Raw genomic sequence first — 21,629 nt, forward strand, 5'->3', positions numbered from 1 at the left:
ACGGCCCCTCCGCCACCTCGATACGCTCCGCGCTCACGGCCTGCGCTTCTCGGGGTTCGACGAGGACGGCGGGCCCCGCGTCGCCGAACTCCCGGGCACCCCTTCTTCCTGGCCACCCTCTTCCAGCCGGAGCTGTACGGCGACGGCACGCGGCCGCACCCGGTGGTGCGCGCGCTGGCCGGAGCGGCCACCGACCACGCGGCGTGGGTGGGGCAGCCGTCCTGAGACGGGGCCCGGCGGCGCGGGTGCGGCAGCCGTCCTGACGTCGGGCCCGGCGGCGCGCCTCAGCCGGCGAGCCGGACCGGGACGGGGGGCCGGTCCGGCACGAAGGTGTGGGCCCGGCGGCCCAGCCACGCGGCCTTGTAGCGGTCGACCTCGCGATGCCAGTTCAGGATGCCGGCCATCCAGTTCTGCAGGTCGAGGACATAGGCGTCCATCGCCGCGCGGGCCTCTTCGGTCAGCTCGAAGTCGTCGTAGAGGACCGGCAGTTCGTTGGCGAGGACGTGCTCGAACTGCTGCATGCGCTGGTTCAGGAGGTCGGCCACCACCTTGAGCGCCCGGGGGTAGTCCACGCCGAAGAAGTTCTGCACGACGAGGATCGCGTTGTGGATCTCCCCCTCGTACTCGATCTCCTTCTGGTACGAGAACACGTCGTTGAGGAGGCAGGCGTAGTCGATGGCCGCGTTCTCCAGGGAGCGGACTGGCCCGCTGCGGTACACCTCCGGTGGGATCGCGGGTCCGTGGCCCATGCGGCACAGGCTGAGGGTGAGGTCGGAGCCGAAGGTCGAGCGGCGCATCTCCAGGTAGTCGACCGGGTCGGGGACGCGGTTGTAGAGCTGGTTGGACAGTTCCCACACCCAGCTCTCGGTCATGCTGTCCACGGACGCCTTGAGGGTGCGCCGCTGGCCGGGGGTCATCTCCGCCGTCGTCTCGGCCCAGAGTTCGAGCAGTCCGCGTTCCATGGCGTCGCGGGGGACGAGGGCGGGTTCGCCGTCGACCGGCATGCACCGCGACAGCCGGGCCGTGGTCAGGCGGGCGGCGGCCAGGTCGCGGCGGTGGCCGTAGACCAGGGGGTAGTAGTCGTCGCCGTAGGTGCCCCAGGCGAGCCACTTGGCGCTGAGGTCGAGGGCCTCGGGGGTGGCGTCCGGGTCCAGGCCGGCGGAGCAGAGGGCGAGGTCGTACGCGGCGAGTTTGTCCTCGTCCCAGACGCCCTCGTGGAGGATGCCCGTGCGGTGGGTCCAGGCGAGGAGGTTGCGGCGGGCGGCGTCCAGGTGCGGGCTCAGCCGGAGTTCGTAGGGCATGTGGAACTCGGGGAGCAGGGAGGGGCCCACCTTCTGGTACGGCACGTGGGAGTGGGCGCGCAGGCGTTCCTGGGCGGCCGACGCGAGCAGCGCGGCGACGTCGGCGGCGGTTCCGGCGCCGTTCGGCGGCTGCCAGGGGGAGCCGGAGACGGCGCCCTCGTTCATGTAGCGGCTGGAGCGCAGGTGCCATTCGTGGCCGCCGGACTGCCAGTCCTGGAGGCCCTTGGTGTAGGCGGCGACGGCGGCCACCTCGTGCGGCGCGAGGCCCTGTTCCAGGGCGACGCCGGGTACTTCGGTGAGCGCGGTGTGCTCGAACTGGTGCAGCCGGGAGGTGAGGACGTCGTTGACGGTGTCGGCGGCCTCCTGGGTGGTGCAGCCGAAGAAGGTCTCCAGGACGAGCACGCCGTTACTGTTCTCGCCCTCGTCCTCGACCTCCCGCTGGTAGGAGAAGAGGTCGTTGCGCAGGTGGACGGCGTCGGAGAAGGACTCCATGAGGACCCTCAGGGGCCGGGTGGAGGCGACGGAGGCGGGCACCTCGGCCGTCGCGTACTCGACGAGACCCGCCGACCAGGGGGCGCCGCCCACCTTGCGGCGCATCTCGATGTACTCGACGGGGTTGGCGATGCGTCCCTCGTTGATGTTGGCCAGTTCCCACAGGGACTCGTTGAGCAGGTGCTCGGTGGCGACGGAGAACCGGCGGCGCCAGTCGACGGACATGGCGGGCACCGTGCGCGCCCACAGGTCGGCGAGGCCGGCCTCCACGGGGTTCTCGGGTTCCGGCACGGGCGTGGCGAGGTCGAGCGGCATGAACAGCGGCAGCCGGTCGAGGTGCGCCTTCCCGGCGGCGCGGTCCTGGGTGCGCTTGAACATGTCCAGGAAGTGGTCGTCGAAGAAGAACACCCACACGTACCAGTCGGTGATGAGCGAGAGCGCGGGCCCGTCGCAGTCGGGGTGCGTGTAGGCGCACAGGAGTCCGTAGTCGTGCGCCTCCAGGTCCGTCTGCTCCCAGATCCCGGAGCCCTCCAGCATGCCCATCTCGCGCGCCCACGCGGTCGAGTGGGCACGCGCCTGGTCGACGTGCGGATTGAGCCGCGCGGGATACGGCATGTAGAAGTGCGGGAGTACGAACGGCTGCGTCATGGCCGGGGACTACCCGCGGCTCTCCGGCGCCATCCGGACCGCCGGACATGATCACACCATCGCGTGAACCGTCGCCGAAACGGGAACTCCGGGCAGCAAACACGGACTTGGCGCCCCCAGGGGTCGCCTACGCCCGCGCCCCCGCACACACTCCGCCCCCTTGCCGAGCCCCCGCGCGCGGGCCACGGTAGGCGCATGACCTCCTTCGTACTGCCCAACGAGGTGCACGGCGACGGCGCCCACAAGGTGTTCGCCGTGCACGGCTGGTTCGCCGACCGCTCCGCGTACGCGGCCGTCCTGCCCGACCTGGACCGCGCCGCCTTCACCTACGCCCTGGTCGATCTGCGCGGCTACGGCGAGGCCCGCGACGCCGCGGGTTCGTTCACGACGACCGAGGCCGCGCGGGACCTGGTGGAACTCGCCGACCGGCTGGGCTGGGAGCGGTTCTCGGTGCTCGGGCACTCCATGGGCGGCTCCGTGGCGCAACGGCTGCTGTCCGTCGCCCCGCACCGGCTGCGCCGTATCGTCGGCGTGTCCCCCGTGCCCGCATCGGGCCTGCCGCTCTCCGGTGAGCAGGGCGCGCTGTTCACGGACGCGGCGCACAAGGCGGAGAACCGGCGCGCGATCATCGACTTCACCACCGGGGGCCGCCGTCCCGCCGCCTGGCTGGACCGGATGGTCGCCCGCTCGCTGGCACGCAGCGACGCGAAGGCGTTCCGGACCTGGCTCGACTCGTGGGCGGGCGAGGACTTCCGTGCCGACGTGGAGGGCTGCGAGGTGCCCGCGCTGGCCGTGGCCGGCGAACTCGATCCCGCCCTGTCCCCGGCGGTGCTGCGGCAGACGTGGCTGGCCTGGTATCCGCGGGCCGGCCTCACCGCGCTGCCGTCCGCCGGGCACTACGCGATGGACGAGACGCCGCTGGAGCTGATCCGGGTGGTGGAGGACTTCCTGCGGGCGGACGGCACCGGCGACGGCGACACCGATGAGGGCAACACGGGTGACCGCGACACCGAAGCGGGCGCCGTACGGGTCGTCGGCGGCGGCGTGGGCGAGCCGGCGTGAGCGTGCGCGAGGCCGCCCCGCCCGTGCCCGACGTGTTCGATCCGCGCCGGTACGCGGCCGGGGTGCCCTACGCCGACTACCGGGTGCTGCGCGACCACCATCCCGTGGCCTGGCAGGACGAGCGGGAGGTGCTGGGCTGGCCGGCCGGGCCCGGCTTCTGGGCCGTGACCCGGCACGCGGACGTGGTGCGGGTGCTCAAGGACGCGGCGACGTACTCCTCGTGCCTCGGCGCGACCCAGATCCGCGACCCGGACCCGGAGGACCTGCCGTTCATCCGCCGCATGATGCTCAACCAGGACCCGCCACGGCACGGCAGGCTGCGGCGGCTGGTGAGCCGCGCGTTCACCCCGGCCCGGGTCGACCGGTTCGCGTCCGTCGCCCGGGAGCGGGCCCGCTCGCTGCTCGCGGACGCGGTCGCCCGCGCGGGCGCGGCGGACGGCACGGTCGACCTGGTGGCGGCCGTCACCGACGAGTACGCACTGCTCAACCTGGCCGATCTGCTGGGCGTTCCGGCGAGCGACCGGCGGCTGCTGCTGCACTGGACGCAGCGGGTCATCGGCTACCAGGACCCGGACGAGGCCGACACGCCGGTGCTGGACGGCACGGGCAAGCCGGTCAACCCGCGCTCGCCCGCGATGCTGCGGGACATGTTCGACTACGTCCGGCAGCTGGCCGTATACAAACGACAGAATCCCGCCGACGACATCCTGACGACACTCGCCCACGACCCGGAACTCGCCGAGGCCGAGCTGGAGATGTTCTTCTTCCTGCTCACCGTCGCGGGCAACGACACCGTGCGCAGCGCCGCCCCCGGCGGACTGCTGGCCCTCGCCGAGCATCCGGAGGCCTACGCGTCGCTCCGCGCGGGGAAGGCGGGCCTGCCGTCGGCGGTCGACGAACTGCTGCGCTGGCACCCGCCCGTGCTGACGTTCCGCCGGACCGCCGCGCGGGACACCGAGCTGGCGGGACGGCGGATCCGGGCCGGGGACAAGGTCGTCGTCTTCCACGCCTCCGCCAACCGGGACGAACGCGCCTTCGCCGAGCCCGGCCGGCTCGGCCTGGACCGCTCCCCCAATCCACACGTGTCCTTCGGTGACGGCCCGCACGTGTGCCTGGGCGCGCACTTCGCCCGGCTCCAACTGCGCCTGCTGTACGAGGAGACACTCACCGCGCTGCCGGAGCTGCGGCCGGCCAGACCTCCCGGGCGGCTGGTGTCGAACTTCATCAACGGCATCAAGTCGCTGCCGATGCGGGTCCTCTGAGTCAGACGGTTCTGATCTCCCGTTCCAGCTGCGAGGCGAGGGTGAGATAGCGGGGGCGGCGGTGCACCGGGACCAGGCCGCGGATCATCAGGTGCCACATCTCGGCCACCCTGCGCGGCAGCCGCCCGACGGGTTCGAGGGAGCGGCCGGCGACCCGGGTGCCGATGAAGAAGCAGACCAGGGAGTGGGCGACGACGCCGACGTCGAGGTCGCTGTGCACGTCGGACTCGCGGACGGCGGCGGTGAACTTGCGGGTGGCGAACTCCAGCCACTCGGTGAAGGGGTGGCGCAGCGGGGGCCGCATCGCGATGTCCGCGGTGGCGAGCCGGAGTCCGGCGCGCGGGACGGGGTCCGCGACGGCCAGCCGGACGATCCCGAACGTGGTCCGGATCAGCGCCTCCAGGGCGGAGCAGCCGCGGCTCTCGACGTCGGTGACCATCTTGCGGGCGGCCTCGGCCTGGAGTTCCAGGATGGCGTGGGCCAGGTCCTCCTTGGCGGCGAAGTGGAAGTACAGCGCGCCCTTGGTGACCTTCGCGTGTTCGACGATGTCGCTCAGACTGGTGGACTCGTAGCCGCGCCGGTCGAACAGGTCGGCGGCGGCCCTGATGATCGTTGCGCGGGTCTGCTCGGCACGTAACTGCCTCGCCATCGAAAAGACCCCTTCTCGCGACATGAACATACGGGACATCAGGTGCGTTTCACTCGCCCCGCACAACGATAACTCACGTGTGGATCACGAAAGTCGGGGGTACGACCCACCGCTCGGACCACGTCGGCCGGTCCGGCCCGCGGCGGCCACCGGCCGCACGGGGCACGGAGTGCCGCCGCGCCGGTGATCACCACCCTACGAGCCTCGTGGACCGTCCTCAACGGCGCCTCCGCCGACCCCGCGGGGGAGGGTGCCACCTCGGCCAACCGGGCCGGAACCGCGCCCGGTCCGGCCGGAGCCCGCTCCTGGTGAACACGGGCGGCGTGGGCGCCGTACTGGAAGCGGCAGACCCCGTTCCCGTGCCCGCCGAGGAGATGTCCCGGATGACTCGGACGACCGCCCGCCTGAGCGTCACGGTGGCCGCAGCCGCGGCTCCGCTCCTGCTCCTGCCGTGGGCGGCGGGGTCCGCCCAGGCCCACGGCGCCCCCACGGACCCGGTGAGCCGGGTGTACGCCTGCTCCCCCGAGGGCGACGCCGCCGCCCGCCGTTCGGCGGCCTGCCGCGCGGCGGTCGCGGCGAACGGGGCTCCGTTCACCGCCTGGGACAACCTGCGCGTGGCGGGCGTGAACGGCCGCGACCGGCAGGTGATCCCGGACGGCAGGCTGTGCAGCGGGAACCTGCCGGCCTACCGGGGGCTCGATCTGGCCCGTACGGACTGGCCGGCGACCCGGCTGACCCCGGGCGCCCGGCTGACGATGACGTACGCCTCGACGATCGCCCACTCCGGTACGTTCCGCCTCTACCTCACCCGGCCCGGCTACGACCCGGCGAAGCCGCTGAGGTGGTCCGACCTGCCCGCGCGGCCGCTCGCGACGGTCACGGACCCGCCGCTGACGAACGGGGCGTACCACATCACGGCCACCCTGCCGAAGGACCGGACGGGGCGTCAGATGCTGTATACGGTATGGCAGAACAGTAGTACACCGGACACCTACTACTCGTGTTGCGACGTGGTGTTCCCCAAGGCGGGCGAGGGGGCGACGGCGGCGGGCACCCCGGCGGCCCGGTCCACGACCCCGGCGGCCCCGTCGGCCGGGCGTGCTACGGCGGCGGCCGGGAAGCCCGTGTCGGGCGCCGCGGCCCCGCCTTCCGCGAAGGGGGCCGCGCATTCCCCCGCCGGCAGCACGCCGGTCGCCGGGGCCACCCGCTCCGGATCGGGGCCGGCGGCGCCGGCGATCGCGGGCGGCGCCGCCGCGGTGCTGGTGCTCGCCGGGGGCGCCGCCCTCGCTCTGCGCCTGCGTCGACGCTGAACGCTGTTGCCCTGTACGTCAGTTGACGGAGACCGCGGCGCCCCCGTCCGTCACCGGGGCGTACTTGGCGGTGAAGTAGCCGCTGGCGAAGCACAGCCCCGAACCGGAGACCTTGCTGAACTGCTGGTTGGTGAAGGTGATGCTGTTGTCGGCGTTGTCGGCCTTCCCGGTCAGGCTGGGCGCCTGGTAGACGCAGGTGATGCTGCCGAGCAGGGTGCGCAGCTTGACCGTGGTCTGGATGGTCGAGCCGGCCGCGGGCAGGACGGTGAGGGTGCCGTCGGAGCCGACCGTCGCCGTGTACGGCAGGTGGTCGACCGTGATGCCGCTGACGCCGAGCACACCCATGACGTTGCTGGTGCAGCTGCTGCTGTCGAAGGTGTGCCCGGTAACCGATTCGGTGGCCGTGCCCGGCGCGTCCGGGTTGCCGGTGACGGTGGCGGTGAACTGGGACGACGTGCAGGTCACGCCGCTGGTGCCGGTCGCGCTGGAGTAGAGCGTGGCGGAGGTGCCACTGGCCAGCGGCGCGGTGAGGGTGTCGCCGACGGCGACGGCCGTACCGCCGGTGCCGCCGGTGGTGAGGACGGCGCCGGCCGCGGAGGCGGGGCCGGCCGCCGTGAGGCCGAGCGCGGCGACGGTGCCCGCGAGGGCCAGGAGGGTGCGCTTGCGCATGGGGGTGTGCCTCTCTTCCGGTGGGGGTGAGGTGATGTGGGGGTGTGGGGTGTGGGGGGTGGGCTCATGGGGCCGCCGCCGGCGAGGCGGCCGACCGGTCCCGGCCGGAGTCCCCGGGGGAAAGGGCTCCGGCCGGGCGTGCTGGGCAGCGGCCGGCGGGACACGGACCGGGAGGGATGCGGCCGCGCCGGGGCCGAACGGTGCGAAGCGGTTGCCGAGAGGGCCGGGAGGCGGCCGATGCCGCGGCGGCGGATCCGGCGCCACGGATCCATGGGGAAACTGGGGAGAGTTGTAGACCTGATGAACCATCAACGTCAATACGGCGCAAGGTACTTGATGACCACGCGTGGTCCTTGTCAGGCCGTCCGCGCAGCGTCGACACGGATTTTTCACATCTCCCTTGACCCTCGAATGTAACCGGCGGTAACTTCCTCGGAGGCTACTGCCGCGTAACGAGAAAGCCCTTGCACCCGCCGGGAGTTGTGAGGAGTCGTGCGCGGCAGCCGCTGTCCGCGCCAGGACAACGCGCCACTGGAGCCCAACCCGCATTGACCTATGCCCATGGGAGCAGACATGGCCTCGTCCCCGGACGTCTCGTCCGCCGGCACCAACCCCGAGAACCCGGGAAGCGGTTCACCGTCCGACACCTCGGCCGCGTCCGGGTCCGCGACCGGTGGCGTGAGACGCGGCCGGGTCCGGCTGCGCCGGGCGGCGGTGATGGCGGTCCCCGCCACCGTGATCGCCGCGGGCCTCGCGGTCCTCACCGCGCAGGGCGCGCTGGGCGTGCAGTTCGCGATCTCCGGCATGCCGTTCACGGTCACCGCGACCCAGCTCGACGGCACCGGTTTCGAGCAGTTCGGCGGCCTCGACAACATGGCGGACGGCAGCCCGAACGCCGGTGACACCGGCGGGCAGGTGCTGATCGTCACCTCCGCCATCAGGAACGCCACCCTCACCAAGCTGTGCCAGAGCGTCGACCTCGGCGGCACCAACCTGCTGATCACGGCGGGCAGCGGCGCGGACAAGGTGACGGCGAGCGACCTCACCACCGACTCCACCGTGCTGTCGGGCGACGCGTCCTTCGACAACATCGAGATCGGCAACGACGCCAGCACGCTCGACAAGGCGAACGCCAAGGGCCCGATCGGCGTCTTCAGCCAGCAGGCCGACACCGTGCACATCGCCCACCTGCGGCAGACCAACTACGCGACGACCGCCGGTGTGTTCAAGCTGCCCGGGCTCAAGCTCCGGTTCAGCGGTTCGGGCTGCTGATCCGATGCCGGACCGTCCACGACAGGGACCAAGGCCCGCCTTCCGCGGATGGCGGGCCCGCCGGCCGTTCTGGGGCGGGCTGCTGCTCGCCCTGGGCGGGGGCGAGATCCTGCTGACCGAGAAGGCGTCACTGAAGGTCGTCCTGCACATCGGCATGCAGGGCCTGGCCGGCTATCTGCTGCCGGGGCTGATGATGCTGCTGGGGCTGCTGATCCTGTTCAACCCGGCCCAGCGGCTCTTCTACTCCATCACCGGCGTCCTGCTCTCCCTGGGCACCTGGCTCACCTCCAACCTGGGCGGCTTCCTCGTCGGCCTGCTCCTCGGCGTCATCGGCAGCTGCCTCGCCTTCGGCTGGCTCCCGGACCAGGAACCCCGGGTGAGCCGCCGCAAACGCCGTAAGGAGGCACGGGCGGCGGGCGTCTGACCCACGCCGCCGGGGCTTGTAACCCACCCCGTCGGGCGCGTCAAGTCCCGAGCTGTCGGAACGTGACCCTGTCGCGGGCCGCGGGCCTACTTGAAGTGCGGGCTTCACCGGAGACACCGGAACGAACGAAGCCCGGACGGCACGGCACAGTGCCGCACACTTCAGGAGGAGCACATCATGATCAAGCAGACCCGTAACACCGAGGGCACCGTTTCCAAGCGCCGGCTGGGCATCGGAGCGGCCGTGGCAGGGGCCTTCGCCGTCGCCGGAGGCGTCATCCTGCCGGCCGTCTCGGCCACCGCCGCCCCGATGCCCCAGGCTCCGCCGCCCAGCCTGGCCCAGGGCCACCACCACAAGGACGACCACCACAAGAAGCACTGCGAGAAGAAGCCCGGCAAGGGCAAGAAGGGCCACAAGTACGTCTGCTGGTCCAACGGCCACAAGTACTACTGGGACGAGCACTACGACTGCTACTACTACGTCGTAGACCACCACAAGTACTACTGGGACAACTACCGCGACTGCTACTTCGTGGTCACGAACCACCACAAGTACTACTGGGACGACCACTACGACTGCTACTACGTGATCGTCAAGCACGACAAGTACTACTACTGGGACAGCAAGGACCACTACCACTACTGGGAGCACCACAAGAACGACCACCACTGGAACCCCAAGGACAAGGACCACTGGAAGGACGAGGACCAGGCCAAGAAGGACTCCGACCACTCGGACTCCGACAAGTCCGACAAGAAGGGCTCCGACGACCAGGGCGCCGAGAACAAGGGTCCCGGCGACGACGGCTCCAAGGACAAGGGCTCCCAGGACAAGGGTTCCGACGACAGCACGTCCAAGGACAAGGGCTCGAAGGACTCCAAGGACTCCTCGGACTCCAAGGACAGCGACTCGAAGGACAAGGGCACCGACGACAGCGGGTCCAAGGACAAGGGCAAGGACGACAGCGGGTCCAAGGACAAGGGCACCGAGGACAAGGGCTCCGACACCGGCACCCAGGACAAGGGCACGGACAAGGGCAACTCCGAGGACAAGGGCACCGACACCGGCTCGGACACCGGGACCCAGGACAAGGGGACCGACACGGGCACCACCCAGGACGCCCCGAAGACCGACCAGGGCACGGGCCAGGACACGAACCCGGACACCAAGCCGAACCCGAACCCGAACCCGAACCCGAACCCCAACCCGGACACCAACACGAACCCGGACACGGCCACCAACACCAACCCGGACACCACCACCACGGACGGCGGTGACCTGTAACACCACCACACACGCCGCGAGGCGGGGTGAAGGCTCAAGGGCCTTCACCCCGCCTCTTCACGCGCGCCCCCACATCCCCGCAGACCGGGACATCTCCTCCACCGCTGGATAGACTCTCCCCATGCGGGAGAGCGGGTCGTTCGATCTGGTCGGAACGCGGATCGCCGGCTACGAGGTGCAGCGCGAGCTGGGCCGGGGCGGCATGGCGGTCGTCTACCGCGCCCGTGACCTGCGACTGGAGCGGACCGTGGCGCTGAAGCTGCTGGCCCCGGAGATGGCCCGCAACGACACGTTCCGCCGGCGCTTCACCCACGAGTCCCGGGTCGCCGCCGCGATCGACCACCCGCACATCGTGCCGATCTTCGAGGCCGGGGAGACGGACGGTGTGCTGTACATCGCGATGCGTTATGTGTCGGGCCTCGACCTGCGCGCCCTGCTCGACCGGGAAGGCGCGCTGCCGGTGGACACCGCGCTCAGGATCGCAGGCCAGGTCGCCTCGGCGCTCGACGCGGCGCACCAGCACGATCTGGTGCACCGGGACGTCAAGCCGGGCAACATCCTGGTCGCGGAGGGCACCGACAGCGCCCATCCCGAGCACATCTACCTGACGGATTTCGGGCTGACGAAGAAGTCCCTGTCGCTGACGGGGTTCACGACGGTCGGCGAGTTCGTCGGCACGCTGGACTACGTGGCTCCGGAGCAGATCTCCGGCCGCCCCGTCGACGGCCGATGCGATCTGTACAGCCTGGCCTGTGTGGTCTTCGAGGTCCTCACCGGCGGGCCGCCGTTCGTCCGCGACGAGGACATCGCGCTGCTGTGGGCGCACCAGTACGACAGTCCGCCCGCGGTCAGCGAGGTACGGCCGGGGCTGCCGCCGGCGCTGGACGACGTCCTCGCGAGGGCGCTGGCCAAGGTGCCCGAGGACCGGTTCGACTCGTGTCTGGAGTTCGTGGGGGCGCTGCGGTCCGCCCTGGCGGGCGGTGCGGCGGGCGGCGGCGTGGACGGCCGGGCGGGCGGCGCGGGGATGGCCGTATCTCCAGCGGCCCCGGACCCGCCGTCCGAGCCGGCGCCGGGGCCGCCCGCCTGGGCCCAGCCGGTCTTCGGGCCGGTCGTCGGCGGGCCGGCTAGCCGGTCGCGGTGAGGAACTGTTCCGCCCAGACGGTCTTGCCCGTGGTGGTGTGCCGGGTCCCCCAGCGCTGGGAGAGCTGGCCGACCAGGAGGAGTCCGCGGCCGCCCTCGTCGAACGTCCGCGCGCGGCGCATGTGCGGCGCGGTGTTGCTGGAGTCGAAGACCTCGCAGGTCAGGGTGCGGTCGTCGTGGATGAGGCGGAGCCGGGCTGGCGGGCGGCCGTAGCGGATGGCGTTGGTGACGAGTTCGCTGACGACGAGTTCCGTGACGAAGGCCGCCTCGTCCAGCTGCCACGCGGCGAGCTGGTCGGTGGCCCGCTGCCGGGCCTCGGAGACGACCGCCGTGTCGAAGGGCAGGTCCCAGCTGGCGACGCGGTCGGCGTGCAGGGCGTGGGTGCGGGCGACGAGGAGGGCGATGTCGTCCTCGGGACGCCGGCTGAGCATGGAGGTCAGGACGCGGTCGCAGACGGTGTCCAGGCTCTGGGCGGGGCGGCCCAGCGCGGCGAACATCCGGTCCAGGGCCTCGTCGATGTCGTGGTCGCGGCCTTCGAGCAGGCCGTCCGTGTAGAGGGCGAGGAGGCTGCCCTCGGGCAGTTCCGTCTCGAAGGCCTCGAAGGGCAGTCCGCCCAGGCCCAGCGGGGGCCCGGCCGGGACGTCGAGGAGGCGGACGTCGCCGTCGGGGGTGACGACGGCGGGCGGGGGGTGGCCGGCCCGGGCGAGGGCGCACTGGCGGGAGACGGGGTCGTAGACGGCGTACAGGCAGGTCGTGCCGACCCCGCCGGCGGCCTCGGCGTCGGCGTCGGCCTCCACGGCGGACAGGTGGATGACGAGGTCGTCGAGGTGGCTGAGGAGTTCGTCGGGCGGCAGGTCGACGTCGGCGAGGGTGCGGACCGCCGTGCGTACCCGGCCCATGGTGGCGGAGGCGCGGATGCCGTGGCCGACGACGTCGCCGACGACGAGTGCGACGCGGGTGCCGGACAGCGGGATGACGTCGAACCAGTCCCCGCCGACGCCGGCCTGGCCGACGGCGGGCAGATAGCGGGTGGCGAGGTCCACCGCCCCCTGTTCGGGCAGCGTCTGCGGCAGCAGGCTGCGCTGGAGGGTCATCGTGGTGGTGTGCGAGCGCGGGGCGCGGTCGGTCTCGCGGACGCTCGTCGCCGCCTTGGCCGCGAGTTCGCCGGCCAGCCACAGGTCGTCCGCGTCGAAGGGTTCCGGGCGTTCGTGCCGGGCGAACACGGCCGTTCCCAGCGTGGTGCCGGCCGCCCGGACCGGCACGACCAGCAGGGAGTGGGTGCCGCCGTCCCGGATCCAGGTGGCCTGCGGGTCCTCCCGGGCCCACCGGACGAGGGCCTCCTCGCCGCCTTCGTACAGCGCGCCCTCTCCCATCGCCAGACACCGGGCGGGCGGTGACCAGGCGGCACAGTGCAGGGTCTCGCCGGCCGGACGCGGCGGGTGGGAGGCGTCGTGCCCCGTCCCCGCGGCGGCCCGCCTGAGCGTGACACCGGCGGTCGACCAGGCGCCCGGGGCCTCGCCGTGCCGGGGAGTGTCCAGCAGATCCACCACACACGTGTCCGCGAACTCGGGCACGGCAACGTCGACCAGCTCCTGCGCAGTCCGCCGAACGTCAGAGGTCGTCCCGACCCCGGTCCCCGCCCGACTCAACAACCGCATCCGCCGCCGCACCAAGGAGGCGGGGAGGAGGACATCGCGGGGCGCGGCGCCGGGGGCAGGGGCGCCGGGAGCCGGGAACGCGGTGGCGGTGGGGACGTCGGCCGAGAGCCCAGCGACCGGCGATGGCCCGCCGGTCTGCGGGGCGGCCGCTGGGGTCCCGGTGGGCGGGGAGCCAGGGCCCGTGGAAGCGGCAGCTGGGAAGTCCGGAGCCGAGGCCCCGCCGGCCTGGGACGGCCCGCCGACCTGCGCAGCGGGCGCCGGGACGTCGGTGGACAGGGAATCGGTGACCATGTCAGCGGGAACTGAGGACCCCGGAGCCGACGTGTCGCTGTGCGGGGACTCGGCGGCCTGGAACCCCGTGGCCGTGGCGCCGGGGCTCGCGGGCTCCTGACTCTCGGGGGCCGTCGGGTGGGCGATCAGGCATACCGCGTGGACGCGGCCGTCGGTGTCCTCCAGGGGGATCAGTTCGGCCGGCAGGCGCCGTGCGTCGTCGGTGTCCAGACACAGGGGTACGTCCGCGCGCTCGCCGTCCTGGAGCACCCGGCGCATCCGTGTCTCCGCGTCGTCGCTGGCCGGGTGGGGCGCGAGGTCCGGCAGGCGCAGGCCGTACATCGCCTCGCGGGGGACGGAGAGGGCCCGCTCCAGGCCGGCGCTGGCCCGCACCAGCCGCAGGTCCCGGTCGAAGACGGCCAGCGCGCACGGGGAGCGGTCGAAGGCCCGCTCCCCCAGCTCCCGGCCGCCGTCGACGCGGCGCGGGCCCGTCACGGCGGACACGATCAGCCAATCGCCGCCGGTGCCGTCATGGGCGGGGCGGCGGTGGGCCAGGACGTGGCGATCGACGAGCCGGTGACCGTCCCGGTGGCGGAGCGCCAGGCTGCCTCCCCAGCGCTCCCGCGCGGCGGCCTCCGGCCATGCCCGCGAGGGGGTGCCGGGGTCGGCGAGGAGCTGGGCGGCCGGCCGGCCGATGATCTCCGCCGGCGGGTAGCCCAGCAGCAGCCGGGCCCCGTCGCTCCAGCCCGTGACGACGCCCCGTTCGTCGACGGTGGCCGTGGCGGTGAAGGCGCCCGGGGGCACGGCGTGGGTCTGCGCCCGACCGCTGGGAGGGGTGGGGAGTCGCTCCATCGCCGCTCAACCTCCGACGAACCCGCCCTCCGACGAACCTGCACGGGCCGGTCCTCCCCCCAGCATGATCCTGGGGCCCACGGAGCACCAATCCGCCAAGCGGTCGCCCCGGGCTACCAGGTGGAGGGCCTGTGACGCGCCTGTGACGTTCGGCGGACGTGGCGATGACGTCGGCCGGTCACGGTATTGAAAGCGGACAAACTTCAGCTTTCGGACACGCCTCCCCTGGCGACCCGAGCGAAGCCGACCGAGCCGACCCCGTCGTCGAACCACCGAAGCCGACGAAGCCGACCCAGCCGATCTGCCAGAGGAACCCCCATGAGCCTCACCGTCACCACGCCGCACAGCGAAGCCGCCGCCCCCGCGCTGGCCCCGCGTGAGCGCGAGACCCTGAAGCACATCGCGGCCGGCTGCACCTACCTCCAGGCGGCCCGGAACATGGGACTGTCCCGGCACACGGTCGACGCCTACCTGCGCCGCATCCGCGCCAAGCTCGACATCAACACCACGGCCGAGCTGACCCGGCTGGCGATCTCCCTGGGCCTGTGACGCCCCGCCCGGCCGGCACAGCCGTACGGGCCGGACAACGGGCTCCGCGTCCAGGGAACTTGTACGCGGGCCCGGTAGTTCCCCTGATGCCGTCAGCAGTCGTTTGTGGAGACGAGGAGTTCGCATGGCCCTGTGGGACCGCGTCAAGGAGTCGGCATCGCAGATGCAGACCCAGTTGGTCGCGAAGAAGAACGACCTGAAGAGCGGTGCCTTCCGCGACGCCAGCATGGCGATGTGCGCCCTGGTGGCCGCCGCCGACGGCACGATCGACCCGGCGGAGCGCCAGCGGGTGGCTCAGCTCATCGCCACGAACGAGGTGCTGCAGAACTTCCCCGCGGACGACCTCAGGCGCCGCTTCGAGGAGAACCTGAACAAGCTGACCACCGACTTCGCCTTCGGCAAGGTCAGCGTCCTCCAGGAGGTCGCCAAGGCGAAGAAGAAGCCCGCCGAGGCACGGGCCGTCGTCCAGATCGGCATCGTCATCGGCGGCGCGGACGGCGACTTCGACAAGACCGAACAGGCCGTAGTCCGCGAGGCCTGCTACACCCTCGACCTCCCACCCCACGAGTTCGACCTCTGAGGTGACGTCCTGACCCGCCGTGACGGGGGCTCGCTCGACCCGCTCGACCGGGCCCTCGTCCACGCCCTCCACCTGGACGGCCGGGCGCCGTTCAGCACCATCGCCTCCGTGCTCGGGGTCTCGGCGCAGACGGTCGCCCGCCGCTACCGGCGGCTCCGTACCGAGGCGGGACTGCGCGTGGTGGGCCTGGCCGATCCGCAGCGGACCGGCGGCACCCAGTGGCTGGTCCGGCTGACCGCGGCGGCCCGCTCCGCCCAGGACATCGCCGCCGCACTGGTCCGGCGTCCCGACACCTCCTGGGTGAAACTCACCTCCGGGGGGACGGAGATCACCGCGGTGATCCACGCCCCGGCCGAGGACTCCTCGGCCCCGGCCCTGCTCCTACGGGACATCCCGCGCACCACCGGCATCACAGCGGTGTCCGCGCACTGCCTGCTGCACACCTATCTCGGCGGCCCGGCGAACTGGCGGCGCAGCGCCGAGGCCCTGGACGAGGAGCAGCGGGCGGCGCTGGCCCACGGCGAGACCGCGCAGAGCGAGGGGCTACGGCCGCTCGCGCCGGACGGCGGCGAGAGGCTACGGCCGCTCGGGCCGGACGACGGCGCGCTGCTGGCCGCGCTGGAGCGGGACGGACGGGCCGGGCAGACCGAACTGGCGCGGGCCACCGGCTGGTCGCCCAGCACGGTGGCCCGGCGGCTGGCCGAACTCCGGGCGGCAGGCACCCTGTTCTTCGACGTGGAGGTCGACGCCGGCCTCTTCGGTGTCCGCACCCGCGCCCTGCTGTGGCTCTCGGTGCGCCCGGCGGATCTCGAAGAGGTCGGCTCGGCGCTGGCCGGCCATGACGAACTGGCCTTCGTCGCGGCCACCACCGGCCGCACGAACCTGGTCGCCCAGGCACTGTGCCGCGACCCGGCCGACCTGCACCGCTATCTGACCCGTCGGCTCGGCTCGCTCCGGGCGATCGACGCCCTGGAGACGAGCCCGGTCCTGAGCACCCTGAAGGCGGCGAGCCCGGCAGTCACGGACCTGGCGCGGCCACGACGACCGACGGCGTCCGGCGTCAGTCGCTGACCTCCGTCTCCGCGGGGGTGTCGGTTCCCATCCGGCCGCTCGCGGCCAGGGTCACGCCCACCAGGCCGACCGCCACCCAGCACACGGTCTGCGCCGCCCTCAAGGACGCCGCCGCGTCCCCGGTGTCCGCACCGGACAGATACACGCTGCCGAGGACGGCCACCCCCACCGTGGCTCCCAGTTGCTGGACCGCGTTGAGCAGCCCTGCCGCCGAACCGACCTCCTGAGGGCGCAGGGGTGCGAGGGCCAGCGTGAAGAACGCGGGCGTGAACAAACCGGCCCCGACGCCGATGAGCGCCAGCGCGGGCAGCAGTGCGACCGGGTAGGCGCCTGGCGCGGTGCCGCGGTAGGCGGCGACGGCGGCCGGCAGCCCGGCCAGCAGCACTCCGAGCCCGTACGGCATCATCCGGCGCCCGTACCGGCGTACCAGCCGGGCGCCCGCCAGCCAGGACGCCGCCGCGAGACCCGCCGACCAGGGCGACAGGCTCAGCCCGGACTCCAGCACACCGCGGTGGGCGCCGAGTTGGAGCTGCAGGACGACCACCGTCAGCAGTCCGTTGGTCAGCGCGAAGAAGGCGGTCGAGGCGGCGAGAGCCGCCGTGAAGCCCCGGTGGGTGAAGAGGCCGGGCTCCAGCAGCGGGCACGCCGAGCGGCGCTGCTGCCGGACGAAGACGACCAGGACGAGCAGCCCGGCCGCGAGCAACAGGCCGCTGCCGGAGCGGAGTTCCGCGAGCCCGGTGCCGATCAGCGGATACACGACGAGTCCGGTCCCGGTCGCCACCAGTGCCGTGCCGGGCCAGTCGAGGGCGGGCCGGGCGGGGGCGCGGTTCTCCGGCAGTTTCCGGGAGAGGACCAGGACCACGGCGGCGACGGGGACGTTCACCAGGAACGCCGCCCGCCAGGACGAGCCGAACAGGTCGGCGTGGGTCAGCACGCCGCCGAGGACGGGTCCGCAGACGGCGGCGAGGCCCATCACCGGGCCGATGCTGCCCAGTGCCTTCGCCGTCTCCGCCCCGGAGAACATCGCCTTGATCAGCCCGATGGTCTGCGGAACGATCACGGCGGCCGCGGCTCCCTGTACGGCGCGGAAGGCGATCAGCAGGAGGGCGCCGGGTGCGGCGCGCAGGCCACGGAGGCCGCCGTGAACACCGCGACGCCGAGCACGAACATGCGGCGCCGTCCGGCAATGTCACCGAGCCGCCCTCCGGTGATGAGCAGCACGGCGAACGGCAGGGTGTACGCGGCGCCGAACCACTGGACGTCGGACACCGGTCCGCCCAGGTCGGCATGGACGGTGGGCGCGGCCACCTGGACGAGGGTCGCGTCGAGCAGGTTCATCGCCTCGCCCAGCAGCAGCGCCGTCAGGGCGGGCCATCGCCAGGGGTACGGGGTGCGGGTGCGCGGGTGTGTGATGGTCATGGGAGCCAGCGTCGGCGGGGGGTGCCAGCGGCTCCAGCCGCGCGGGGCCGGCTGCGGGATTGTTCCGTCGCAGCCGGCGTCCGTGCGGGAAAATCACACCGGGGTCAGTCCAGGCCCGCGGACTTCAGCCATGCCTTGGCGACGTCCAGGGGGTCCTTCTTCTGGGTCTGGACCTGGGTGTCGAGGTCGAGCAGGGTGGCGGTGTCGAGCTTGGCCGAGACCGCGTCGAGGGCGGCGGCACCCTTCTGGGGCAGCGCCTTCTTGTTGACGAGGGGCTGGACGTTCTCGAAGCCGAAGAGGTTCTTCGGGTCCCGCAGGACGACGAAGTTCTCCTTGGCGATGGTGGGGTCCGTGGTGAAGAGGTCCGCCACCTGGACCGCGTTCTGCTTCAGCGCCTCCTGGGTGAGCTTGCCGCCCGCGTCCAGCGCCTTGAAGGACTTGAAGTCCAAGCCGTACACGGACTTCAGGCCGACGAGGCCCTGGTGCCGGGTCTGGAACTCGGGAGAGCCGCCGAGCACCAGGTCCCCCGCGACGCCCTTCAGGTCCGCGATGGAGGACTTCGCGGTGAGGTGGTACTTCTTCGCGGTGGCCGCGTTGACCGTGACCGAGTCCTTGTTCTCGGCGGAGGAGGGCTTCAGCAGGCCCAGCTTGGCGTCCAGTTTGGCCTCGATGGCCGTCGTGGTCGCCTCGACCGTCTTCGGGGCCGCCTTGGGGTCGAGGTAGGCCAGCAGGGCGCCGTTGTACTCGGGGAGGACGGAGACCGCGCCGTTCTGGAGCAGGCCGTAGGTGGTCTCGCGGCTGCCGATGTTCGGCTTGTACGTGACCTTGATGCCCTTGGCCTTCAGGGCCTCGCCGTAGATGTCGGCGAGCAGGATGCTCTCGGCGAAGTTGTTGGAACCGACGACGACGCCGCCGCCGCTCGCCTTGCCGACCGTCAGGGGGTTGTCTGCCGTGTCGTCGGAGGAACCGCAGCCCGCCAGCAGGGCCGTGGCCGCCGCGAGGGCGACCACCGCCGCGCCTCGGTTCCTCCGGATGGTCCTGCTGGTGCGCTTGTTTGAAGTCACCTGTTGATCCAATCCAGCTGGTTCTCCGCCAGTCAAGTGAGCGTCCTCTTCGCAATGGATTCTTGATACGACGGTCAACTGCCGCGCCGTACGCCGGGCGAGACCGCGGCGCGGGCCGCCGCCCAGAACACCGCGAGCGTGGCCAGGGCGAGTGCGGCGACCAGGGTGGCGCCGCCCACGACCTTCTCGTAGTCCTTCTGGTAGAGGCCGTCGATGATGTACCGGCCGAGCCCGCCGAAGCTGACGTACGCGGCGATGGTGGCCGTGGAGACGATCTGGATCGCCGCCGTGCGCAGGCCGCTCAGCACCAGGGGCAGCGCGACCGGCAGTTCGACCTGGAGCAGCACCCGGGGCTCGGACATGCCCATGCCGCGGGCGGCGTCCACCGGGGAGGGGTCGACGGAGCGGACGGCCTCGTAGGTGGGCACCAGGATCGGCGGCACGGCGAGCGCGACCAGGGGGACCATCACCGGCGTCAGCCCGAATCCGAACCAGGTGACCATGAGCAGCAGCAGGCCGAAGGTGGGCAGGGCGCGGGCGGCGGTGGCGATGAGGGCGAGGGCGTTGCCGCCGCGGCCGTAGTGTCCGGTGACGAGTCCTACGGGCAGCCCGATGCCGGCCGCGACCGCCAGGGCCTCCAGGGAGTACAGGATGTGCTCGGTGACGCGGGCGGGGATGCCGTCCTCGCCGTGCCAGTGCGCGCCGTCGCTGAAGAACGCCTGGACGAAGTGGAGTACGTTCACCGGGTCGCCCCCTTCCGCGGCATCCAGGGGGTCAGCAGCAGCCGCAGCAGCACGAGCAGGGCGTCGACGGCGATCGCCAGGACCGCGGTGGTCAGCACGGAGTTCACGGCGAGTTCGGGCCGGTGGTACTTCTGCGCGTCGTCGAGCAGGTTGCCGAGCGCGCCCTGGTTGCCGATCAGCATGCCGACGCTGACGAGCGAGATGCTGGAGACGGCCGCCACCCTGAGGCCCGCGACGATCGCGGGGACGGCGATGGGCAACTGCACCTGGAGATAGCGGCGTACGGGTCCGAGGCCCATGGCGGTGGCGGCGGCGAGGGTCTCCTGCGGGACCGAGCGGACGCCGTCCACGATCGCGGGGACCAGCACCACCAGGCTGTACACCGCCAACGGGATCATCACCGTCGTCTCGGTCAGGCCGGTGTAGTCGATGAGGACGACGAAGAAGGCCAGGGACGGGATGGCGTAGAGCACGGTGGTCACGCCGAACACGGGCGCGTACAGCCAGCGGAACCGCACGCACAGCTGGCCCACGGGCAGCGCCACCAGCAGTCCGGCCAGCACGGGCAGCAGGGCCTCGCGCAGATGCAGGCCGATGAGACCGGCGTAGCTGTGCTGAAGGTCGCTCGGGATGTCGAAGAAGCCGTTCACCGGGCCGCCTCGGCCGTCTCCGGGTCACCGTCAGCTGTCTCCGGACCCCCTTCGGCCGTATCGGCGTCCGCCACGGCCGTATCGGCGTCCCTCCCGGCCCCCGCCTCGGCGCTGTGGGCGGCCCGGATCGCCTCGCCGATCGTCTGCTGTGACACGACCCCGAGGGCCCGTCCCTCGGCGTTCACGGCGACGGCCCAGCCGGTCGGGGAGAGCACGGCCCCGTCGAGCGCGGTGCGCAGCGAGTCGGTGCCGGGCACGAAGGGGCGGCCGTACGGCAGGAGCCGGCCGGGGTCGAGGGTGTCCGCGGCGAGGTCGTCCGGTGTGCCCCAGCCGAGCGGCCGGCCGTCGGCGTCGGTCGCCAGGAGGTAGGGGGTGTCCCCGGCCGTGCTCCGGCCACCGCCCGCTCCGGTGCCGGCCAGCGGCTCGGTCCGCAGTTCCAGCCCGCCGGACGGGAAGAACGACAGCCGCCGGATGCCCCGGTCCGCGCCGAGGAAGTCCTCGACGAAGAAATCGGCGGGCGCGCTGAGGAGTTCGGCGGGCGGCGCGAACTGGGCGAGCCGGCCGCCGGTGCGCAGCACGGCGACCATGGTGCCGAGCTTGATGGCCTCGTCGATGTCGTGGGTGACGAAGACGATGGTCTTGCCGAGTTCGCCCTGGAGGCGCAGGAGTTCGTCCTGCAGCCCCTTGCGGACCACCGGGTCGACGGCCGAGAACGGCTCGTCCATCAGCAGCACCGGCGGGTCGGCGGCGAGCGCCCGCGCCACGCCGACGCGCTGCTGCTGGCCGCCCGAGAGCTGGTAGGGGTAGCGCTTGGCGAGCGCGGTGTCGAGTCCGACGCGCTCCATCAGTTCGGCGGCCCGCGCCCGCGCCTTCTGCCGGCTCCAGCCGAGCAGGCGGGGCACGGTGGCGATGTTGTCGACGATGGTGCGGTGCTGGAAGAGGCCGGCGTTCTGGATGACGTAACCCATGGACCGGCGCAGGGTGTTGACGGGCTGCTGCCGGATGTCGGCGCCGTCGAGGAGGATGCTGCCCTCGGTCGGCTCGACCATGCGGTTGATCATGCGCAGGGTCGTCGTCTTGCCGCAGCCGGAGGGACCGACGAGCACGGTGATCGAGCGGTCCGGGATGTCCAGCGAGAGCCGGTCGACCGCCACCGTGCCGTCCGGGTACCGCTTCGTGACTGACTCTATCCGTATCAAAACGCCGAATGCCCTTCGGTTTGGCAGGTTTCTGCCCGCTTCGGCCACGGTGTGCGGTGGC

At 72.3% G+C, this 21,629-nt stretch carries 21 protein-coding genes and 1 pseudogene; 12 read left to right on the forward strand and 10 right to left on the reverse strand.

Annotated elements, in window-relative coordinates:
- Positions 1-10: 10 nt before the first annotated feature.
- Positions 11-225 (forward strand): annotated as a pseudogene (locus tag DBP14_RS36675) (hypothetical protein); the annotation flags it as partial.
- A 59-nt stretch (positions 226-284) separates the two neighbouring features.
- Here the strand turns inward: DBP14_RS36675 and cyc2 are convergent.
- Positions 285-2,441 carry a germacradienol/geosmin synthase Cyc2 gene (gene cyc2, locus DBP14_RS05575; RefSeq protein WP_129305923.1) on the reverse strand — a complete coding sequence of 719 codons (2,157 nt, stop codon included), beginning with the start codon at positions 2,439-2,441 and terminating at the stop codon, positions 285-287.
- 195 nt (positions 2,442-2,636) lie between these two features.
- On the opposite strand from cyc2, the gene DBP14_RS05580 reads away from it, so the two are divergent.
- Entirely contained in the window at positions 2,637-3,503 is an 867-nt protein-coding gene (locus DBP14_RS05580; RefSeq protein WP_129305924.1) for an alpha/beta hydrolase, read from the forward strand.
- The gene (locus DBP14_RS05585; RefSeq protein WP_129305925.1) at positions 3,500-4,765 is read left to right on the forward strand and encodes a cytochrome P450; all 1,266 of its coding nucleotides are present in this window, start codon (positions 3,500-3,502) and stop codon (positions 4,763-4,765) included. The genes DBP14_RS05580 and DBP14_RS05585 overlap by 4 nt, the downstream gene beginning before the upstream one ends.
- Position 4,766: 1 nt before the next feature.
- Here DBP14_RS05585 and DBP14_RS05590 read toward each other — a convergent pair whose 3' ends face one another.
- Positions 4,767-5,414, reverse strand: a complete 648-nt coding sequence (locus tag DBP14_RS05590) for a ScbR family autoregulator-binding transcription factor (protein WP_129305926.1) — start codon at positions 5,412-5,414, stop codon at positions 4,767-4,769.
- Between the two features lie 183 nt (positions 5,415-5,597).
- Between DBP14_RS05590 and DBP14_RS37235 the strand changes: the two genes are divergently transcribed.
- Together DBP14_RS37235 and DBP14_RS05595 are read left to right on the forward strand one after the other, a co-directional pair.
- A complete protein-coding gene (locus DBP14_RS37235; RefSeq protein WP_277752692.1) occupies positions 5,598-5,726 on the forward strand; it encodes a hypothetical protein in 129 nt (42 codons plus the stop codon).
- Between the two features lie 71 nt (positions 5,727-5,797).
- Positions 5,798-6,724: a lytic polysaccharide monooxygenase gene (locus DBP14_RS05595; protein ID WP_129305927.1), complete on the forward strand. Its 927-nt coding sequence runs from the start codon at positions 5,798-5,800 to the stop codon at positions 6,722-6,724.
- Between the two features lie 18 nt (positions 6,725-6,742).
- Here the strand turns inward: DBP14_RS05595 and DBP14_RS05600 are convergent, their stop codons facing one another.
- Positions 6,743-7,393 carry a Tat pathway signal sequence domain protein gene (locus DBP14_RS05600; protein ID WP_129305928.1) on the reverse strand — a complete coding sequence of 217 codons (651 nt, stop codon included), beginning with the start codon at positions 7,391-7,393 and terminating at the stop codon, positions 6,743-6,745.
- A gap of 573 nt (positions 7,394-7,966) precedes the next feature.
- Here DBP14_RS05600 and DBP14_RS05605 point away from each other — a divergent pair.
- The 4 genes from DBP14_RS05605 to DBP14_RS05620 all read left to right on the forward strand — a co-directional run bounded on the left by DBP14_RS05605 (position 7,967) and on the right by DBP14_RS05620 (position 11,514).
- Complete coding sequence (locus DBP14_RS05605) at positions 7,967-8,665, forward strand: DUF6230 family protein (RefSeq protein WP_129311697.1); 699 nt, start codon at positions 7,967-7,969, stop codon at positions 8,663-8,665.
- A 4-nt stretch (positions 8,666-8,669) separates the two neighbouring features.
- Entirely contained in the window at positions 8,670-9,089 is a 420-nt protein-coding gene (locus tag DBP14_RS05610; protein WP_129305929.1) for a DUF6114 domain-containing protein, read from the forward strand.
- Between the two features lie 177 nt (positions 9,090-9,266).
- Entirely contained in the window at positions 9,267-10,373 is a 1,107-nt protein-coding gene (locus DBP14_RS05615; RefSeq protein WP_129305930.1) for a hypothetical protein, read from the forward strand.
- 121 nt (positions 10,374-10,494) lie between these two features.
- Positions 10,495-11,514: a serine/threonine-protein kinase gene (locus DBP14_RS05620; RefSeq protein ID WP_129305931.1), complete on the forward strand. Its 1,020-nt coding sequence runs from the start codon at positions 10,495-10,497 to the stop codon at positions 11,512-11,514.
- Here DBP14_RS05620 and DBP14_RS05625 read toward each other — a convergent pair.
- On the reverse strand, positions 11,498-14,293 hold the full coding sequence (locus tag DBP14_RS05625) for a SpoIIE family protein phosphatase (RefSeq protein ID WP_129305932.1): 2,796 nt from the start codon (positions 14,291-14,293) through the stop codon (positions 11,498-11,500). The two genes, DBP14_RS05620 and DBP14_RS05625, sit on opposite strands and share 17 nt — an antisense overlap.
- Before the next feature lie 318 nt (positions 14,294-14,611).
- On the opposite strand from DBP14_RS05625, the gene DBP14_RS05630 reads away from it, so the two are divergent.
- The 3 genes from DBP14_RS05630 (at position 14,612) to DBP14_RS05640 (ending at position 16,493) form a co-directional block, all read left to right on the forward strand.
- On the forward strand, positions 14,612-14,842 hold the full coding sequence (locus DBP14_RS05630) for a helix-turn-helix transcriptional regulator (protein ID WP_129305933.1): 231 nt from the start codon (positions 14,612-14,614) through the stop codon (positions 14,840-14,842).
- Positions 14,843-14,966: 124 nt separating this feature from the next.
- A complete protein-coding gene (locus tag DBP14_RS05635; protein ID WP_129305934.1) occupies positions 14,967-15,422 on the forward strand; it encodes a TerB family tellurite resistance protein in 456 nt (151 codons plus the stop codon).
- Between the two features lie 9 nt (positions 15,423-15,431).
- A complete protein-coding gene (locus DBP14_RS05640; RefSeq protein ID WP_129305935.1) occupies positions 15,432-16,493 on the forward strand; it encodes an Lrp/AsnC family transcriptional regulator in 1,062 nt (353 codons plus the stop codon).
- Here the strand turns inward: DBP14_RS05640 and DBP14_RS05645 are convergent.
- From DBP14_RS05645 to DBP14_RS05665, 6 genes are all read right to left on the reverse strand, one after another.
- Positions 16,483-17,553, reverse strand: coding sequence for an MFS transporter (locus DBP14_RS05645; protein WP_277752694.1), 1,071 nt, complete (start codon positions 17,551-17,553; stop codon positions 16,483-16,485). The genes DBP14_RS05640 and DBP14_RS05645 overlap by 11 nt on opposite strands.
- A 35-nt stretch (positions 17,554-17,588) precedes the next feature.
- Positions 17,589-17,912, reverse strand: a complete 324-nt coding sequence (locus DBP14_RS37240; RefSeq protein ID WP_277752695.1) for an MFS transporter — start codon at positions 17,910-17,912, stop codon at positions 17,589-17,591.
- A gap of 104 nt (positions 17,913-18,016) precedes the next feature.
- The gene (locus DBP14_RS05650; protein WP_129305936.1) at positions 18,017-18,976 is read right to left on the reverse strand and encodes an ABC transporter substrate-binding protein; all 960 of its coding nucleotides are present in this window, start codon (positions 18,974-18,976) and stop codon (positions 18,017-18,019) included.
- A gap of 74 nt (positions 18,977-19,050) precedes the next feature.
- On the reverse strand, positions 19,051-19,719 hold the full coding sequence (locus DBP14_RS05655) for an ABC transporter permease (RefSeq protein ID WP_129305937.1): 669 nt from the start codon (positions 19,717-19,719) through the stop codon (positions 19,051-19,053).
- Positions 19,716-20,369, reverse strand: coding sequence for an ABC transporter permease subunit (locus tag DBP14_RS05660; RefSeq protein ID WP_129305938.1), 654 nt, complete (start codon positions 20,367-20,369; stop codon positions 19,716-19,718). The genes DBP14_RS05655 and DBP14_RS05660 overlap by 4 nt, the downstream gene beginning before the upstream one ends.
- A complete protein-coding gene (locus DBP14_RS05665; protein WP_164992253.1) occupies positions 20,366-21,568 on the reverse strand; it encodes an ABC transporter ATP-binding protein in 1,203 nt (400 codons plus the stop codon). The genes DBP14_RS05660 and DBP14_RS05665 overlap by 4 nt, the downstream gene beginning before the upstream one ends.
- Positions 21,569-21,629: the final 61 nt, after the last annotated feature.

This window comes from Streptomyces sp. L2 (assembly GCF_004124325.1).
GTDB lineage: Bacteria > Actinomycetota > Actinomycetes > Streptomycetales > Streptomycetaceae > Streptomyces.

Bases quoted from the DNA above. Each gene is read 5' to 3' on its own strand.
- cyc2 (WP_129305923.1), bottom strand. From the start codon at position 2,441: ATGACGCAGCCGTTCGTACTCCCGCACTTCTACATGCCGTATCCCGCG.
- DBP14_RS05580 (WP_129305924.1), top strand. From the start codon at position 2,637: ATGACCTCCTTCGTACTGCCCAACGAGGTGCACGGCGACGGCGCCCAC.
- DBP14_RS05590 (WP_129305926.1), bottom strand. From the start codon at position 5,414: ATGGCGAGGCAGTTACGTGCCGAGCAGACCCGCGCAACGATCATCAGG.
- DBP14_RS05595 (WP_129305927.1), top strand. From the start codon at position 5,798: ATGACTCGGACGACCGCCCGCCTGAGCGTCACGGTGGCCGCAGCCGCG.
- DBP14_RS05600 (WP_129305928.1), bottom strand. From the start codon at position 7,393: ATGCGCAAGCGCACCCTCCTGGCCCTCGCGGGCACCGTCGCCGCGCTC.
- DBP14_RS05605 (WP_129311697.1), top strand. From the start codon at position 7,967: ATGGCCTCGTCCCCGGACGTCTCGTCCGCCGGCACCAACCCCGAGAAC.
- DBP14_RS05610 (WP_129305929.1), top strand. From the start codon at position 8,670: ATGCCGGACCGTCCACGACAGGGACCAAGGCCCGCCTTCCGCGGATGG.
- DBP14_RS05615 (WP_129305930.1), top strand. From the start codon at position 9,267: ATGATCAAGCAGACCCGTAACACCGAGGGCACCGTTTCCAAGCGCCGG.
- DBP14_RS05620 (WP_129305931.1), top strand. From the start codon at position 10,495: ATGCGGGAGAGCGGGTCGTTCGATCTGGTCGGAACGCGGATCGCCGGC.
- DBP14_RS05625 (WP_129305932.1), bottom strand. From the start codon at position 14,293: ATGGAGCGACTCCCCACCCCTCCCAGCGGTCGGGCGCAGACCCACGCC.
- DBP14_RS05630 (WP_129305933.1), top strand. From the start codon at position 14,612: ATGAGCCTCACCGTCACCACGCCGCACAGCGAAGCCGCCGCCCCCGCG.
- DBP14_RS05635 (WP_129305934.1), top strand. From the start codon at position 14,967: ATGGCCCTGTGGGACCGCGTCAAGGAGTCGGCATCGCAGATGCAGACC.
- DBP14_RS37240 (WP_277752695.1), bottom strand. From the start codon at position 17,912: ATGACCATCACACACCCGCGCACCCGCACCCCGTACCCCTGGCGATGG.